Raw genomic sequence first — 15,857 nt, 5'->3', positions numbered from 1 at the left:
AACCGATGCATTCAGCCTGATATGACAGGCTTCAGATCGATATAAAGGAGATGAATAGCAGTATTAATGGTAGATATTGATTAATCTACGATCTGATTTTCTATCGCGTAGCGTGCGAGACCTGCTGCAGTATGGATATCTAACTTACTTTTAATATTCTGACGATGAGTTTCTACCGTTCGCACGGAGATATTGAGTACGCGTGCAACTTCCTTATTGCTATTGCCTTCCGCCAACAATTTCAGCACGTCTTTTTCACGTCCGGTCAATGCTTCACGCAGTGGTTCCTCTTTAACCGCTTGTTGCTGGTCAAATTCACTGAACAGGGATTGGGATGCACCTGAGCTGAAATAAGTACCGCCTCGATTCACAGTTTCGATAGCCGAGATCAGTTCACTAGAAGAAACATCTTTAAGTACATAACCCGCAGCACCGCATTTGATCAGTTTAACGATATATTCCCGATCATCATGCATACTGAGAATCAGAACCTTCACTTCTGGCTGCTCTTCGCGAAAACGCTCTGCAGCTTCAAAGCCGTTCATCACTGGCATGGAAATGTCCATCAACACCACGTCAGGTTTTAACTCCTGAGCCTTTTCCAGTGCCTGCTTTCCATCATTAGCCATGCCTACGACTTCAAGAGATTCTTCACCCTCCAGACGAGCACTGATCCCGTCCAGTACAAGTGGATGATCATCGACTAATAAAACTCTGATTTTGTTATCACTCATAGTGCTGTTTCTACTTATCTTTTTACACTATTGCAAACCCAGCACGGATGCGGGTTCCTGCCCCAGGTTTACTACGCATACTGAATCGACCACTGATCAGTTCAGTACGCTCTCGCATGTTCAGGAGACCGATGCCAGATTCCTGTTTATCCGGTACAAAGCCTTTGCCATCATCGGATATTTCTACCCAGATAAAACGCTCCCGTGACCATATACGCAGCCCTACATTATCCGCTTCGGCGTGTTTTTCTATATTAGTCAGCGCTTCCTGAGTAATACGATACAGGGTGATCTCGATATCATCCGGCAAGCGTTGTTCCGGTAATTCGATACGAACATTGGCATCAATTCCAGTCCGTTCCGAGAAATCACTGGTCATGCTGTATAGGGCTGATTCCAAGCCAAGATCATCCAACTGAATCGGCCTTAAATCGTGAGAAACCCTACGTACTTCCTGAATCGCCATATTCAAGACATCACAACCCTTTTCCAGGTCATTCACAGCGGAATCATCCTGCTTACGTAGTTTATCTCTAGCCAGCTCCAAACGGAACTTAACTGAGACCATCAACTGATTGATCCCATCGTGTAACTCACGGGCAAAGTTACGTCGCTGTCCAACTTGGAACTGAACGTGGCGGTGAGCCAGCTCACGCAAACGTTCATCTGCCAATTGGGAAGCATGCATATTAATTGCAACACCGACCAGGGCAATGATGATGACGGTACCCGCCAGAATAACCACAACGGTAAAGAAAGTGTTACGAATATTACGGGTAACTTTGAGCCGGATTGCTGCAACCTCTTTCGCTATATCATCGATATAGAGACCTGTACCCATCATCCAATTGAACTTAGGAATCTGTACAACAAAGCTGAGTTTATCTTCCAGATCACCTTTAGAAGGTTTGCGCCAGACATAACGGTAAAAGCCTCCCCCTTTTTCTGCGATATCGATCAAATCCCGAATCACATACTTGCCGTTAGCATCCTGCAATCCAATCAGATCCTCACCGACCAGTTCAGGCTGTATAGGGTGGACAAGGTTGACCCCATCCGGATCATAAACAAAGAAGTAACCATCATCACCATAGGTGAGATCGTTAAGGATTCGTTTTACTTCCCGCTCAGCAGCTTCATCGCCCGGTTCTGAACGCCTTACAATATGTTCGATAGCATTCATCGCCATCTCTACATAATGCTCTAGTTCCTGGCGTTTGGAACGAAGCAGGTTTTCTTCGAAAGTATTGATCTCCTGCTCAGACAGAATTCTTGCCTGAGTCAGACTGATCATAGTGATAGCCACTGTCACCAGTATAAGAGGGACAATAGATAGCAGAAGAACTTTAGTTTTTAAGGAAGCGGTAACGCGTTTCATATCCTGCTGGCCGGATCTGAGTTGTTATTATTGAACCAGTATAAAGCAGTCTGAATAAGATAACTTCTGAAGAGAAAAACTAAGCCACCTAAAACTCAGTTTTCTCTTTAAACTCACAGAGATCTTCGATCATACAGGAGCCACATTTAGGCTTACGCGCAACGCAGGTATAGCGCCCATGCAGGATCAACCAATGGTGGGCATCCAGTAAGAACTCTTTAGGAATAAAGCGCAGCAGCTTTTGCTCCACCTCATTAACGTTTTTCCCCGGCGCAATTTTCGTTCGGTTGGAGACACGGAAGATATGGGTATCCACTGCCATTGTTGGCTGTCCAAATGCTGTGTTCAGAACCACATTAGCAGTCTTACGCCCGACACCCGGCAGTGCTTCCAAAGCTTCACGGGTATCAGGTACTACTGAGCCATGCTGTTCTACTAAGGCCTTGCAGGTTTTGATTACATTTTCCGCTTTGGCGTTATAGAGGCCGATGGTTTTAATATATTCCTTAAGACCATCAACACCCAGCTCATAGATAGCTTCAGGGGTATTAGCAACCGGATAAAGTTTTCGAGTCGCTTTATTTACCCCAACATCCGTCGCCTGAGCAGAAAGAATCACCGCAATCAGCAATTCAAATGGATTACTGTATTCCAGTTCAGTAGTGGGGTTTGGGTTATCTTCACGCCAGCGGGAGAAGATTTCATGGCGTTTTAGTTTATTCATTAGTGTTTGTAACAGTAGAAAGGTAAAGCTTTATGTTAATCATGATCACCAAACAGAGTGACCCAGTTACGGCCGCTCTGTTTCGATTTATATAAAGCCTGGTCTGCTTCTTCTAACCAGTTTAACGCATTTTCCTGCTCAATATTTATCTCAGAAATACCTAAACTAATGGTGAAACGTATCTTATGTTCACCGTATTCAACGAGTAAGCCCTCGATCGCAGCACGAAGTCGCTCAGCAAAAATCAAAGCATTTTCGCCGCTGGTTCCCACAAGAAGAGCACCATACTCTTCACCACCATAACGACCGACAACATCTGTTTTACGGGCATGCTCCTGCAGAGTTTGAGCTACGGCACGAATCACCATATCACCCGCCTGATGACCGTAAGTATCATTCACTTTCTTAAAGAAATCGATGTCGAACATCACTAGCGAACTAACCTGTTGGCTCCGGGCAAAACGCTCAAACTCGCGCTCCAGACACTCTTGCCAATACGCACGATTATACAAGCCAGTGAGGCCATCAACCCGACTCAATGACTGTAATTGCGAGTTAGCAGCTTGCAGTTCCTGCTGACTGACCGCCGTATCAGTTACGTCGTAGATCAAAATCCCCACATGATCCACCTGACCGGTGGGTGAAGGCAGTGGAATCAAAGTTACGTTCTGGTACATCAATGGAGCGCCGCCGGTAATCGGACGGTGACTTTTAAATGGGAACAAGTAGGAACGCTGCTCCCAGGATATATATGCAGGATTATTCAGCAGAAAAACTGACTGCAGTTTCTTACTCAACCAACGTTCAGGTAATTCAGGAAACAGTTCAAAGAGGTTTTGATTACTGGCTTTACTCGCCATTGTTCCCGAATGGTTCTCCATAAAACCATTCCACAGACAGATGTAACTATCACGATCAACCACCACCAAACCTACATCCAGATTCTGTAGCAGGCCGAGGTTCCAGTGAAGCTCGTTGATCTCGTCGAATGTCTGTCCGTTCATTAAAAATAGCTCGTCAGTTTTTTCAGTTTAGGCAGCGAGTCTTCAGTGAAAACCATCATCAGATCACAGTGGATATTTTGCTCTTTTAACTGATAACCAATAGTGATCATCAGCGTTTTGTCCCAATTTTTATTCAGTTCCGGCAGACCTTTAAAATTACGAATGATTTGCGGAGTAGCACAGCTGAATTCCATATCAGTCTGCTTGGAGAAACCCTGAATAAATGCACCAATCATCGCATTCGACAGAGACATCAATAGCTCCGCTTCCTGATGTTCAGTTTCTTCATGATGCCCCATCAACTGTGCAATCTGATCCAGATTACTATGTCGGAAAACGAGTAAGGCTTCGCCAGCTACACCTGGTCCGACAAAACCCTGACTGATCATATCAAAGTCACGATCGCTCGCAGCCAGAAGAATTCTTTCTAACTCAGATGGCGCTACAACATTAACTGAAGGTATAGATAGATGGACAAATGTATTGAGCAGCCGGGCTAACATATCACCCGCCTGCCCCATCGCTACATTGGAGATTTCCTGATAATAATCAGGCAGTTCCAGCACCTCATTTTCACTAGGTGCCTGAGACTCAGGATGTTCCAGCTCGCTTAACAAACCAAAGCGATTCAAAGATTCAGCAATCACTTCCGGTGATGTGGGTTTCTGGATAAAATCCAGCGCTCCCAGCTCTAGGACTCTAGTTCGCGCTTCAGGCTGAATGTCACCGGAAACAACAATCACCATGGTCGGTAGATCATCCCGTCGGATACGCTCAAGCGCCTGATAACCATCCATAATCGGCATAGTCAGATCAAGAAACAGGATATCGCCTTTACCGGCTCTAACAGCTTCCAGTCCTTCAAGACCATGCTCAGCAAAAGTTACTTCCACATTCCAGCCACGCAACGCTGCAGCCATCTGCTTACGCGCCATGCGGGAATCGTCACAAATTACTACGGGTACTGGCTGGCTCAAGGACTATTTCCTTACAGAAAGAATTTATCGCTTAAAAATCAAACGACTGAGCCTAATAGATACGCTGGTAGAAAACAATTCTACCAGCGGTGAAGAAGGGAAAAATTGTGAGTTAGATCAGTTGATCTTCAGCCGGTCACACGAACACGCTGTGGGCGATCATCTGGATCAGGAGCAACTTCCACTTTACGGGCTTCTATGCGGGAATCGATTACATTCTTCAATGCAATCAGCAGCCCCATGCCGACAAATGCACCTGGAGGCAGAACCGCAAACAGGAAACCTGTGTAGTCTTCGACCAGAGTGATCTTCCAACCTTCTGCTATTGGGCCAAATAACAGATGCATATCACTGAACAGCGTTCCCAGGCCCAGTGCTTCACGCATTGCGCCCAGTACAACCAGAACCGCAGTAAAGCCTAAGCCCATCATTAAGCCATCAAGTAGTGATTCTTTAACCGGGTTCTTACAGGCGAAAGCATCAGCACGGCCCATAATTGCACAGTTGGTTACGATCAGAGGGATAAAAATACCCAGGATCAGATACAACTCGTAGGTAAATGCCTTCATTAACAGTTCAATCGCCGTTACAAACGAAGCGATGATCATTACGAAGATCGGCAGACGAACCGAGTCTGGTACAAACTTACGAAATGCAGATACTGTCAAATTGGAACCCAACAGAACCAATGTACTTGCTATACCCAGACCGATAGCATTAACAACCGTGCCAGTAACCGCCAGTAGTGGACAGAGACCTAGCAGCTGAACCAAAGCAGGGTTATTACCCCACAGGCCATCCATCGTGATCTTTTTGTAATCAGCAGACATTAGTTGGTTACCTCCTGATTTGGATTCTCGACCGGTTTAACCTCCAGCAGAGCAATACGGTTCGCAGTGAAATAATCCAGCGCACGCCCTACTGCATTGACTACAGCTCTTGGAGTAATTGTTGCGCCGGTGAACTGATCAAACCGACCACCATCTTTCTGCACGCCCCAGTACTGGCCATCAACCTTAGACTTCCCATTGAAGCTTAGAATCCAGTCAGATTTTTTCGTCTCAACTTTATCACCCAGGCCCGGTGTTTCCTTATGTGCAAGTACACGAACACCTGCGACAGAAGCATCAGCATTGATACCGACAATCATATGGATGTTACCGCTGTAACCATCGGGTGCAGTGACAGGAATAATAACTGTTTTTACCACACCATCTTTACGCGCGCGGTAAGCAGTCACAGGAGCTTGATGACCTAACTCGAACAGCTGAATCTCGAATGTATCTTCCAACAGCTGATTGTCAATCTGTTCGCGCGGCACAATTTCATACAGTGCTTTTGCACGGAACTCTCTTTCGTTATCGGCAATTTTCTCTTCTGTGGATACCTGAGTGATCGCAATCACTGCAGCACACACCACTGCAAACAGGCTGATAGCCTGGGTACTGGTGCGCATTTCACTAAATAGCTTCATTAAGCACCTCCCTTCATGCCACGCTTAGCTTTCGCATGACCGTAACTACGAGGTTGCGTGTACTGATCAATAAACGGTGCGGACAGATTCATAAGCAGGATGGCAAAAGCAACTGCGTCTGGATAACCACCCCAGCCACGAATCGCATAGATCAGTACGCCGATACCGATGCCAAATACAATTTTGCCTTTATTACTGGTCGCTGATGTTACCGGATCAGTCGCGATGAAGAACGCACCAAGCATGGTTGCGCCTGCTGTCAGATGGAAGAACGGATCAGCATAAGCATATGGGTCGATAATGTAGAATAGGCTGGAGATTACAGCCAAGGAGCCCAGAATCGCAGCTGGAGTGTGGATAGTGAACACCTTACGGTAGATCAGGAAAATCCCACCCATCAGATAAGCCGCACTCACTGCATGCCAGGCACCGATACCGTCGGCCAACACTGGTACGCTGTTCCAGACCTCTTCAGTAGTCAAACCGCCTCGGTGACGCATAGCATCCAGCGGGGTTGCACTAGTGTAGTTATCTACCCAGATTGGATCTGCAGAACCGAAAATAATCGCCAAGGTGTCAGCAAAACCCAGAATATTCCAGCTTTCACCACCATCGATCAGAACAAAAGGCGCGGTCCAACTGGTCATCTGTACCGGGAAAGAAACCAGCAGTAAAGCGTAGGCAACCATCGCTGGGTTAAAGGGGTTCTGACCTAATCCACCGTAGAGGTGTTTGGCAATAACAATCGCCACGAACACGCCGACCAGCGTTATCCACCACGGAGCAAACGGAGGCAGCGCCAATCCCAGCAGCAACGCAGTAACCACCGCACTGTAATCTTTCAGATAGAAACCTAGTGGGCGTTTACGCAGTTTAATAATTGCCGCTTCAAATCCTACAGCCAACAAACACGCCCAGATCACATTGATCAATGTTCCCCAACCGAAAAAGAAGGTCATCGCCGCCAGACCCGGCATTGTGGCCAGAATCACCAGACGCATGACGTCAGCGGTACTGCTGGCTTTATGCAGATGAGGTGAGCTGGTACGTATCAGTGCCATCGGTTTAAACGTCCTTAATCGGTAAAACGACTTAAAGTCTGGTTTAGTTGATCAGATTCCTGCTGAGCAACGACTAGCTGCTGCTCAATGGAAGGCAGATCATCCTGGTTTTCATCACGAGCTTTAGAAAGTGCACGCTCGGCTTTAGTCACTGCGGCACGTGCCATCGCGGCATCAATTTTCAGCTGTTTCAGATCGATGCCTTCTGCTGCTGCTTTTTCAATCTGCTCGCTTTCATAAGCGTCAAAGGCGGCTTTAGCTTCATCATGCAACTTGCTCAGGCGCTCTACTTCCGCTGCCAATTCAGCATCCTCACCACCTGCATCATCCAGCGCATTCTGCGCTTTCTTCAGTTTGGTGCGCATGATTGAGACGTTCTGTTTCAGGGCTTTCGGGTCTATTGCCTCAGGTACAGGCTCCGGCTTAGCTGCTTCTTCAACCTGGCCACCCGCCTGAAGATATTCCTGCTTCAACTCTTCATACTTGCCCTGAAGCTTTTCAACACCGGCTTTCATCTTCTCGGCTGCAGGACTACCTGATGCGATTGCAGCATCCAAAGCTTTCTGCGCTTTTTCTACCTTGCCCTGCATCGCTTCCATATCAGCTTTCAGCTCTTCAAGCTGAGCGGTATTTACTGGAGCAGCAGTGGCAAAACCAGAAGCCTTTTCGTATTCTGCTTTGAGCTCATCATATTTGCCCTGCAGTTTTTCAACACCCGCTTTCATCTTCTCGGCTGCAGGACTACCTGATGCGATGGCAGCATCCAAAGCTTTCTGCGCTTTTTCTACCTTGCCCTGCATCGCTTCCATATCAGCTTTCAGTTCTTCAAGCTGAGCGGTATTTATTGGAGCAGCAGTGGCAGAACCCGAAGCCTTTTCGTATTCTGCTTTGAGCTCGTCATATTTGCCCTGCAGTTTTTCAACACCCGCCTTCATCTTCTCAACGGCTGGGCTATCTGAAGCAATAGCGGCATCCAAAGCTTTCTGTGCTTTTTCTACCTTGCCCTGCATCGCTTCCATATCAGCTTTCAGCTCTTCAAGCTGAGCGGCATTAACCGCTGGTGCTGATGATGGAGTTGACTGCGCGGCTTTTTCATACTCAGCTTTAGCTTCTTCGTATTTCCCCTGAAGCTTCTCAACGCCAGCCTTCATCTTCTCAACAGCAGGGCTGCCTGAAGCTTCAGCGGCTTCAAGCGCTTTCTGGGCTTTCTCTACTTTGCCCAGCGCAGCATCCATAGTTTCTTTCAGTTCGTCCAGATTAACCGCAGGAGCTGTGGCGGTCGCAGCTCCACCGCCAGATTCAGCTTGATCATAAGCAGTTTGAGCGGCTTCTGTTTTGGCTTTCTGCTCTGCAACCTTGGCTTTCAGCGCTTCGATATCACCTTCGCCAGACTCTTCCGCTTTCACCAGAGCCTTCTCAGCCTGCTTCAGTTTGGTACGTGCTACTGCGGCATTGGTTTTCAGCTGTTTAATATCAACGACAGGTGCTGGAGTAGCTGCAGGATTCTGTGCCTGCTCATAAGCTTCTTGAGCCGCTTGCGCTTTGGCTTCCAGCTCAGTCACCGTCTGGCGTAGCTGGTCAACACCGTCCTGCCCTTTAGATTCCGCATTTTCTAGGGCTTTCTGTGCTTTCTTAAGTTTGGTACGGGAAACCGCAGCAGCAGTTTTCAACGCTTTAAGGTCTGGCTCACCCGTTGGTTTCGCTGTTTCAGCTGAAGCAGCACCTGCGGCTACTTTATCTTTCTTAACCGCCTGAGCTTTCGCTGCTTCTTCTGCTCGCTGCTTACGGCGCAGTTCTTTCTCGATCTTCTCTTGTTCTAAACGAGCCTGACGCGCTTCAAAACGCTGACGAGCATGATCTGCTTTACGCTGCTCAGCTTCCTCGGCACGAATCTCAGCCTTAGCAAAACGGTAGTACTGCACCAGAGGAATATTACTTGGGCAGACATAAGAACAAGCTCCACACTCGATACAATCAAACAAATTGTGGTGCTTCGCTTTTTCGAACTCTTTACCTTTGGCAAACCAGTGCAACTGCTGAGGCAACAGCTCTGCAGGGCAAACCTGCTCACACATACCGCAACGGATACATGGATTCGCAGCCGGAGCCGGAGGCATCTCATCGTAGGTAGCGGCGATCACGCAGTTTGTAGTTTTGATCATCGGGATAGACTGACTATCCACGGTATAGCCCATCATAGGTCCGCCAATCACCAGACGATAAAGGTCCGGTTGGCGAACTTCTGCTGCTTCCAGCAATGTTTCCAGTGGAGTACCGATCAGCGCACGCATATTGTGTGGATGACCCAATGCATCACCGGTCAATGTCACAATACGGGAGATCAGAGGTACACCGTTATACACTGCATCACCGATAGCCGAAGCGGTACCTACATTCTGACAAACAATACCTACATCCGCCGGGATCTTACCGCTTGGAACTTCAATTCCAGTCAGCAATTTGATCAACTGTTTCTCACCACCAGATGGGTACACAGTTGGTACAACAACTATATCGATATCCAGTTTGGACTCGGCTACAGCCTGTTCCAGAGCTCGGATAGCCTGAGGTTTGTTGTCCTCAGTACCGATCATGATGTGGTGCGGTTTAAGCAGGTGAGCAATAACCTCAATACCTCTTACCACCTGATCCGCATGTTCACGCAGCAGCATGTCATCAGCAGTGATATAAGGCTCACACTCCATCGCATTCAGGATCAGTGTGTTGACGATATGGTCATCACCCAGGTGCAATTTCACATCGGTTGGAAAACCTGCTCCGCCCATACCACTGATACCGTGGTGGCGGATAAAGTCGATCAGTTCCTGTATACCAATCGCCTTGTAGTCTTCCAGACCTTTGTGGTCACACCATTCATCAAGGCCATCGGTTTTAATAACAACACAGGTGGCAGTCATACCAGACATGTGTGGTACTGGACGGGCTTCGATCGCCTCCACCACACCGGAACTTGGCGCATGGACATTCACGCTGACGCGACCTACCGCTTCAGCGATCACCTGCCCTTTGAGCACTCGGTCACCTACAGAAACAACCACTTCTGATGGCGCACCGATATGCTGTGACAAAGGTACGATCAACCGCTCAGGAACCGGGGCAATCTGAATTGGGCCACCGGTAGACTGACGTTTATTCTCTGGTGGATGTACTCCACCGTGGAAGGCATGCTTAGTACTCATCAGGCAGCACCTCCTTCCGCAACTTCACCACGCTGATCTGTAGCAATCAGCTGTACGCCCGGCTTTGGCATATCCCATTTCCAGGTATTCAGCGTGGTCTCAATAGGTAACATATCTATACAATCAACAGGGCAAGGCTCTACGCACAAGTCACAACCGGTACATTCAGATTCGATAACCGTGTGCATCTGCTTGGCAGCACCCAGAATTGCATCAACGGGGCACGCCTGAATACACTTGGTGCAACCGATACACTCATCTTCGCGAATGTAAGCAACTGTTTTGACCGGTTCCTCTTCAGCACCTGCTTCCAGTGGAACGGCTTCAACATCCAACAGATCAGCTAACGCTTCTACTGTGCTCTGACCGCCTGGAGGACATTTATTGATTGCATCGCCTTCTGCAATTGCCTCTGCGTATGGGCGACAGCCTGGATAACCACACTGGCCACACTGAGTCTGCGGCAGCATTCCATCAATCTGGTCTACCAGTGGATTGCCTTCAACACGGAAGCGCACAGAAGCAAAGCCCAGCAGAAGACCAAAGGCCAGCGCTAAACCTAACAGTGCAAGAATGGCGATTAAAACGATTTCCACTATTGGCTCCCTAGATCTGTACCAGACCAGTGAAGCCCATAAAGGCTAGTGACATCAGACCCGCAGTAACCATACCAATGGCAGCGCCCTGAAATGGAACCGGAACATCCGCTACAGCAATACGCTCGCGCATCGCAGAAAAGAGGATCAACGCCAGAGAGAAGCCCACCGCTGCGCCGAAGCCATAAACAATGGAATCTACAAAGTCGTTAAGCTTTTTAATATTCAGAAGGGCTACACCCAATACCGCACAGTTTGTGGTAATCAGTGGCAGGAAAATACCCAGCACTTTATACAGAAGCGGACTGGTTTTACGTACCACCATCTCAGTGAATTGCACCACCACTGCGATTACCAGAATAAAGGTGATCGTCTGCAGATAAGCCAAATCCAGAGGCTGCAGCAGGTAGGTGTAAGCCAGATAGCTGCACACGGATGACAACGTGAGTACGAACGTAGTCGCCAAAGACATGCCCATAGCCGTTTCCAACTTATTGGAAACACCCATAAACGGACACAGTCCCAGGAACTGAACCAGTACAAAGTTGTTTACCAGCACGGTGCTGATAACGATCAGAAGATATTCTGTCATAAGATCCGTACGACTATCTAAATCAACTAGATTAGAATTATCTAAAGTTTACCGCTTCTGATAACGTTTCGGTATAGCGATATTCTGATTTAAAACAATAAACCGGGAGAACCAGCTCCCGGTTTTTCCTTACAAAACGGCTGGTTACTTCAGCAGTTCCAGTGCAGCAGACAGTTTTTCTACGTCTGACTCGCCCTGAAGCTGATCAAGATTCAGCTCAACTGCATCAGTCACTGCATCGTCAGTTTCCAACAGTGCAATCAGGCCTGCTTTGCTCAGTAGATCAGACGCATTCTGTGCACCCGCCTGCAGCTGTTCAGCATTCAGCGCAACAACGGCACGGCCCTGCTCAAACAACACAGCTTCAAGACTAAACAGCAGTGTCTGGCGCTGTTCTACACTTCCACCAGTGATAGTCGCTGTAGCAGCCTGCTGGCCAAAGCGGATTGTACGATCAGATGTAGAAACAGCAGATTCACTAACAATCTTAGATTCTAAATCGCCCTGCTCAGCACCACCTTCGATAATCATGCCCGCAGCAACAGTTGCGTTAGTCAGACGATCTACGATGATGAAAGAACCTGTACCGTGGTGTGCACGATAATCATCAGCTACAACTGGACGCTCGAGAGTGATTTCACAACGCGCGATCTCATTCAGTTCCAATGATGTAGCTGCAGATTCTTCCAGCGTGTTTACATCAACACGATGACGAATGTTACTGATACCACCCGCGATACGGGTAGTGTTCAACTTAACTTCGTATTGACGGCCTTTCTGCAACGGCTCTTCAGACATCCATACAACCATGGAATCAAAACGGTTGCTGGTTTCTGGAACGGCATCACTGTGAACAAGAATGTCACCACGGGAGATATCGATCTCATCTTCCAGTGTCAGCGTCACTGCCATTGGTGGGAACGCTTCTTCGATCTCACCTTCGTAAGTAACGATAGACTTAACCTTGCTGGACTTACCAGAAGGCAGAACAGTTACTTCATCGCCCGGACGAACAATACCGGAAGTCAGCGTACCGCAGTAACCACGGAAATCCAGGTTTGGACGGTTTACGTACTGAACTGGGAAACGCAGTTCATCAAAGTTCTGGTCGTTAGCGACCTGAACAGTTTCCAGAGTCTCCATCAGAGGCTCACCCTGATACCAGTTCATGGACTCAGACAGAGATACTACGTTGTCACCTTTCAGTGCAGAGATAGGTACGAACTGAATGTCAGGCAGATCAAGCTGTTTAGAGAATTCGATGTAATCAGCTTTGATCTCTTCAAAACGTTCTTCGCTGAAGTCCACCAGATCCATCTTATTGATCGCAACGATAGTGTGCTTGATACCCAGCAGAGAAACGATAAAGCTGTGACGCTTAGTCTGAACCTGAACACCGTGACGCGCATCGATCAGAATGATCGCTAGGTCACAGGTGGAAGCACCCGTAGCCATGTTACGTGTGTACTGCTCATGGCCCGGAGTATCAGCGATGATGAACTTACGCTTAGATGTAGAGAAGTAGCGGTAAGCAACATCGATAGTGATACCCTGCTCACGCTCTGCAGCCAGACCATCAACCAGCAGCGCCAAATCCAACTCTTCACCAGCATTACCTACACGCTCGTTATCTTTCTGGATCGCGGCCAACTGATCTTCGTAGATCATTTTAGAGTCGTGCAGCAGACGACCGATCAGCGTGGATTTACCATCATCTACGCTACCGCAAGTCAGGAAGCGCAGAAGTTCTTTATTCTCATGCTGATGCAGATATTCTTCGATATCAGATGCGATCAGATCACTTTGGTGGCTCATGCTTTTTCTCCTTCGGAGAGCGGTAAGCTGTAAGCTCCAGGCTTCAAGCAGCTCATCGCTATAAATATGTTTCGTATTTCTCTTGTCGCTTGCGGCTTGTAGCTTGCCGCTGTTACTTCTAAATCAAGATTTAGAAGTAACCTTCCATCTTCTTCTTCTCCATAGAACCGGCGCTATCGTGGTCGATGGCACGGCCTTGGCGTTCAGATGTAGTGGTCAACAACATCTCCTGAATAATCTCAGGTAGTGTTGCTGCTTCAGACTCAACTGCACCAGTCAGTGGGTAACAGCCCAAAGTACGGAAACGGACACTCTTCATCTCAGGCTCTTCGCCTTCATTCAGTGGCAGACGCTCATCATCAACCATGATCATCATGCCATCACGCTCAACTACAGGGCGTTCTGCTGCATAGTAAAGCGGTACAATGGAGATATTTTCCAAGTAGATGTACTGCCAGATATCAAGCTCAGTCCAGTTAGATAGAGGGAATACACGAATGCTCTCGCCTTTATCCACACGGGTATTGAACACGTTCCACAGTTCTGGACGCTGACTCTTAGGGTCCCAACGGTGGTTCTGGTCACGGAAAGAGAACACACGTTCTTTAGCACGGGATTTCTCTTCATCACGACGCGCGCCACCAAAAGCAGCATCAAACTGGTACTTATCCAACGCCTGCTTCAGAGCCTGCGTTTTCATGATGTCTGTATGCTTAGAGGAACCATGGGTAAATGGACCAACACCCATATCAACACCTTCCTGGTTGATATGAACGATCAGATCCATACCTGCCTCTTCCGCCATTTTGTCGCGGAATTCGATCATCTCTTTGAATTTCCACGTTGTATCAACGTGCATCAGCGGGAATGGAGGCTTACCCGGCGCAAATGCTTTACGTGCAAGATGCAGCATTACCGCAGAATCCTTACCAATGGAGTAAAGCATCACTGGATTATCAAATTCAGCAGCTACTTCACGGATGATATGAATACTCTCAGCTTCAAGTTGCTTGAGATGCGTTAAGCGATGTTCAGGTAAAGCACTCATCAGAAAAACACTCTTTTAATTTAAAGTTCTCTGGATCTGACTTTCACTTGCACAGACACAAATGAAAGATAGTTCTATCCAATTTTGCGGCGCATTATCGCAGCAAAGCCAATAAAACACAAAAGAATATATATTTAGCTTTTAATAACAAAAAGAAATATGAAGTCCTGCTTATATATAGACCCTATATAAAGCTATTTAAAACAATACTTATTCAAAAACCGAATAAACAGATTCCCAATTATTATTTTGAGTTATATGAAACCTCATCTATTATGCCGCCAGTTTATTTGTGGGCAGGTTTATTCATGGAATTGGCGTATAGCTTTGCGGGATTAGTAGTTGGCTTCATCGTTGGCCTCACCGGTATCGGTGGCGGCGCGCTGATGACCCCTATCCTGATTGTTGTGTTCGGCATACCGCCAATTACAGCGGTAAGTACCGACCTGCTGTACGCTGCTGTAACGAAGTTTGGCGGCACAATATCCTACGCTCGCAAGAAGCTGGTTGAATGGAAAGTCGTTATTTTACTGCTATCGGGTAGTATTCCGGGCAGTTTACTGACTATTGGATACCTGAAAGGCCTAGACGGCCTAGAACAGATAGAACACTTAATGAATCTGACATTAGGTATCTCCCTGGTCCTGACTTCCATCGCAGTTTTCCTACGTAACAAGATTCGTGATCAAGCGATGAAATGGCAGCACACAAGAGCAGCTACTCATGCTCGCAGATGGCGTCCGGTTGTTACTGTAACAATGGGCTTTGCTCTGGGCGGCCTTGTTACCCTGTCTTCTGTAGGTGCTGGCGCACTGGGTACAGCGCTACTGATTTTGCTATATCCACGTATGACAATGCAGACCATTGTAGGGACCGACCTGGTTCACGCTGTTGTACTTACAGCAGTAGCAGGTGCAGGCCACTACCAGATGGGAAGTGTGGATATGGCCCTGCTTATTTACCTTTTGATTGGCTCACTACCGGGCGTGTTTATGGGTAGCCATATTGGTACTCGCCTATCCCCAAAAGTGATGCAGCCGATCATGGGATCAATTTTATTAGCCATCGGCCTGCGTTTCGTAATCGCAGGTTAAAACACAAAATTTGTAAAACCCGAACAGTGAGGTGTTGGGTTATCACTAACCCAACAAGGGAATATTAGTTATGTATCAGTATAACGAAGTCGATCAGAAACTGGTTGACGAACGCGTTGAGCAATATCGAGATCAGACTCGCCGATTCCTGGCGGGAGAG

The 15,857-nt window shown here is 47.5% G+C and carries 14 protein-coding genes; 1 reads left to right on the top strand and 13 read right to left on the bottom strand.

The genetic code is table 11. The features are described from left to right. Positions 1–80: 80 nt before the first annotated feature. The 13 genes from GY843_RS17510 to cysD form a co-directional block, all read right to left on the bottom strand. Positions 81–734 (bottom strand): response regulator transcription factor, encoded by a 654-nt coding sequence (locus GY843_RS17510; protein ID WP_297311526.1) that lies wholly within the window; start codon positions 732–734, stop codon positions 81–83. Between the two features lie 22 nt (positions 735–756). Then, complete coding sequence (locus GY843_RS17505; RefSeq protein ID WP_297311523.1) at positions 757–2,112, bottom strand: cache domain-containing protein; 1,356 nt, start codon at positions 2,110–2,112, stop codon at positions 757–759. An 88-nt stretch (positions 2,113–2,200) separates the two neighbouring features. Then, entirely contained in the window at positions 2,201–2,836 is a 636-nt protein-coding gene (gene nth / locus GY843_RS17500) for an endonuclease III (RefSeq protein WP_297311522.1), read from the bottom strand. Between the two features lie 35 nt (positions 2,837–2,871). Beyond that, positions 2,872–3,840, bottom strand: a complete 969-nt coding sequence (locus GY843_RS17495; protein WP_297311521.1) for a diguanylate cyclase — start codon at positions 3,838–3,840, stop codon at positions 2,872–2,874. Further along, entirely contained in the window at positions 3,840–4,817 is a 978-nt protein-coding gene (locus GY843_RS17490) for a response regulator (protein ID WP_297311520.1), read from the bottom strand. The genes GY843_RS17495 and GY843_RS17490 overlap by 1 nt, the downstream gene beginning before the upstream one ends. Before the next feature lie 128 nt (positions 4,818–4,945). After that, positions 4,946–5,647 carry an electron transport complex subunit E gene (locus GY843_RS17485; protein ID WP_297311517.1) on the bottom strand — a complete coding sequence of 234 codons (702 nt, stop codon included), beginning with the start codon at positions 5,645–5,647 and terminating at the stop codon, positions 4,946–4,948. Beyond that, positions 5,647–6,291, bottom strand: coding sequence for an electron transport complex subunit RsxG (rsxG, locus tag GY843_RS17480; protein ID WP_297311516.1), 645 nt, complete (start codon positions 6,289–6,291; stop codon positions 5,647–5,649). Before rsxG ends, GY843_RS17485 begins: the two co-directional genes overlap by 1 nt. Then, entirely contained in the window at positions 6,291–7,352 is a 1,062-nt protein-coding gene (gene rsxD / locus GY843_RS17475; protein WP_297311515.1) for an electron transport complex subunit RsxD, read from the bottom strand. The genes rsxG and rsxD overlap by 1 nt, the downstream gene beginning before the upstream one ends. Before the next feature lie 14 nt (positions 7,353–7,366). Then, on the bottom strand, positions 7,367–10,552 hold the full coding sequence (gene rsxC / locus GY843_RS17470) for an electron transport complex subunit RsxC (RefSeq protein ID WP_297311514.1): 3,186 nt from the start codon (positions 10,550–10,552) through the stop codon (positions 7,367–7,369). Next, positions 10,552–11,148 carry an electron transport complex subunit RsxB gene (gene rsxB / locus GY843_RS17465; protein ID WP_297311512.1) on the bottom strand — a complete coding sequence of 199 codons (597 nt, stop codon included), beginning with the start codon at positions 11,146–11,148 and terminating at the stop codon, positions 10,552–10,554. Before rsxB ends, rsxC begins: the two co-directional genes overlap by 1 nt. Positions 11,149–11,158: 10 nt before the next feature. Then, positions 11,159–11,740 carry an electron transport complex subunit RsxA gene (gene rsxA / locus GY843_RS17460; RefSeq protein WP_297311510.1) on the bottom strand — a complete coding sequence of 194 codons (582 nt, stop codon included), beginning with the start codon at positions 11,738–11,740 and terminating at the stop codon, positions 11,159–11,161. 144 nt (positions 11,741–11,884) lie between these two features. Beyond that, complete coding sequence (gene cysN, locus GY843_RS17455) at positions 11,885–13,555, bottom strand: sulfate adenylyltransferase subunit CysN (RefSeq protein WP_297311508.1); 1,671 nt, start codon at positions 13,553–13,555, stop codon at positions 11,885–11,887. Between the two features lie 130 nt (positions 13,556–13,685). Then, on the bottom strand, positions 13,686–14,603 hold the full coding sequence (cysD, locus tag GY843_RS17450) for a sulfate adenylyltransferase subunit CysD (protein ID WP_297311506.1): 918 nt from the start codon (positions 14,601–14,603) through the stop codon (positions 13,686–13,688). 308 nt (positions 14,604–14,911) lie between these two features. Between cysD and GY843_RS17445 the strand changes: the two genes are divergently transcribed. After that, positions 14,912–15,697, top strand: coding sequence for a sulfite exporter TauE/SafE family protein (locus GY843_RS17445; RefSeq protein ID WP_297311503.1), 786 nt, complete (start codon positions 14,912–14,914; stop codon positions 15,695–15,697). Positions 15,698–15,857 lie beyond the last annotated feature (160 nt).

Source organism: Neptuniibacter sp. (assembly GCF_024231755.1).
Taxonomy (GTDB): domain Bacteria; phylum Pseudomonadota; class Gammaproteobacteria; order Pseudomonadales; family Balneatricaceae; genus Neptuniibacter.
This window is presented reverse-complemented; position numbering and strand designations above follow the sequence as displayed.

Excerpts from the sequence above, each read along its gene's own strand:
- GY843_RS17510 (WP_297311526.1), bottom strand. The coding sequence starts at position 734 with ATGAGTGATAACAAAATCAGAGTTTTATTAGTCGATGATCATCCACTT.
- GY843_RS17505 (WP_297311523.1), bottom strand. The coding sequence starts at position 2,112 with ATGAAACGCGTTACCGCTTCCTTAAAAACTAAAGTTCTTCTGCTATCT.
- nth (WP_297311522.1), bottom strand. The coding sequence starts at position 2,836 with ATGAATAAACTAAAACGCCATGAAATCTTCTCCCGCTGGCGTGAAGAT.
- GY843_RS17495 (WP_297311521.1), bottom strand. The coding sequence starts at position 3,840 with ATGAACGGACAGACATTCGACGAGATCAACGAGCTTCACTGGAACCTC.
- GY843_RS17485 (WP_297311517.1), bottom strand. The coding sequence starts at position 5,647 with ATGTCTGCTGATTACAAAAAGATCACGATGGATGGCCTGTGGGGTAAT.
- rsxG (WP_297311516.1), bottom strand. The coding sequence starts at position 6,291 with ATGAAGCTATTTAGTGAAATGCGCACCAGTACCCAGGCTATCAGCCTG.
- rsxD (WP_297311515.1), bottom strand. The coding sequence starts at position 7,352 with ATGGCACTGATACGTACCAGCTCACCTCATCTGCATAAAGCCAGCAGT.
- rsxC (WP_297311514.1), bottom strand. The coding sequence starts at position 10,552 with ATGAGTACTAAGCATGCCTTCCACGGTGGAGTACATCCACCAGAGAAT.
- rsxA (WP_297311510.1), bottom strand. The coding sequence starts at position 11,740 with ATGACAGAATATCTTCTGATCGTTATCAGCACCGTGCTGGTAAACAAC.
- cysN (WP_297311508.1), bottom strand. The coding sequence starts at position 13,555 with ATGAGCCACCAAAGTGATCTGATCGCATCTGATATCGAAGAATATCTG.
- cysD (WP_297311506.1), bottom strand. The coding sequence starts at position 14,603 with ATGAGTGCTTTACCTGAACATCGCTTAACGCATCTCAAGCAACTTGAA.
- GY843_RS17445 (WP_297311503.1), top strand. The coding sequence starts at position 14,912 with ATGGAATTGGCGTATAGCTTTGCGGGATTAGTAGTTGGCTTCATCGTT.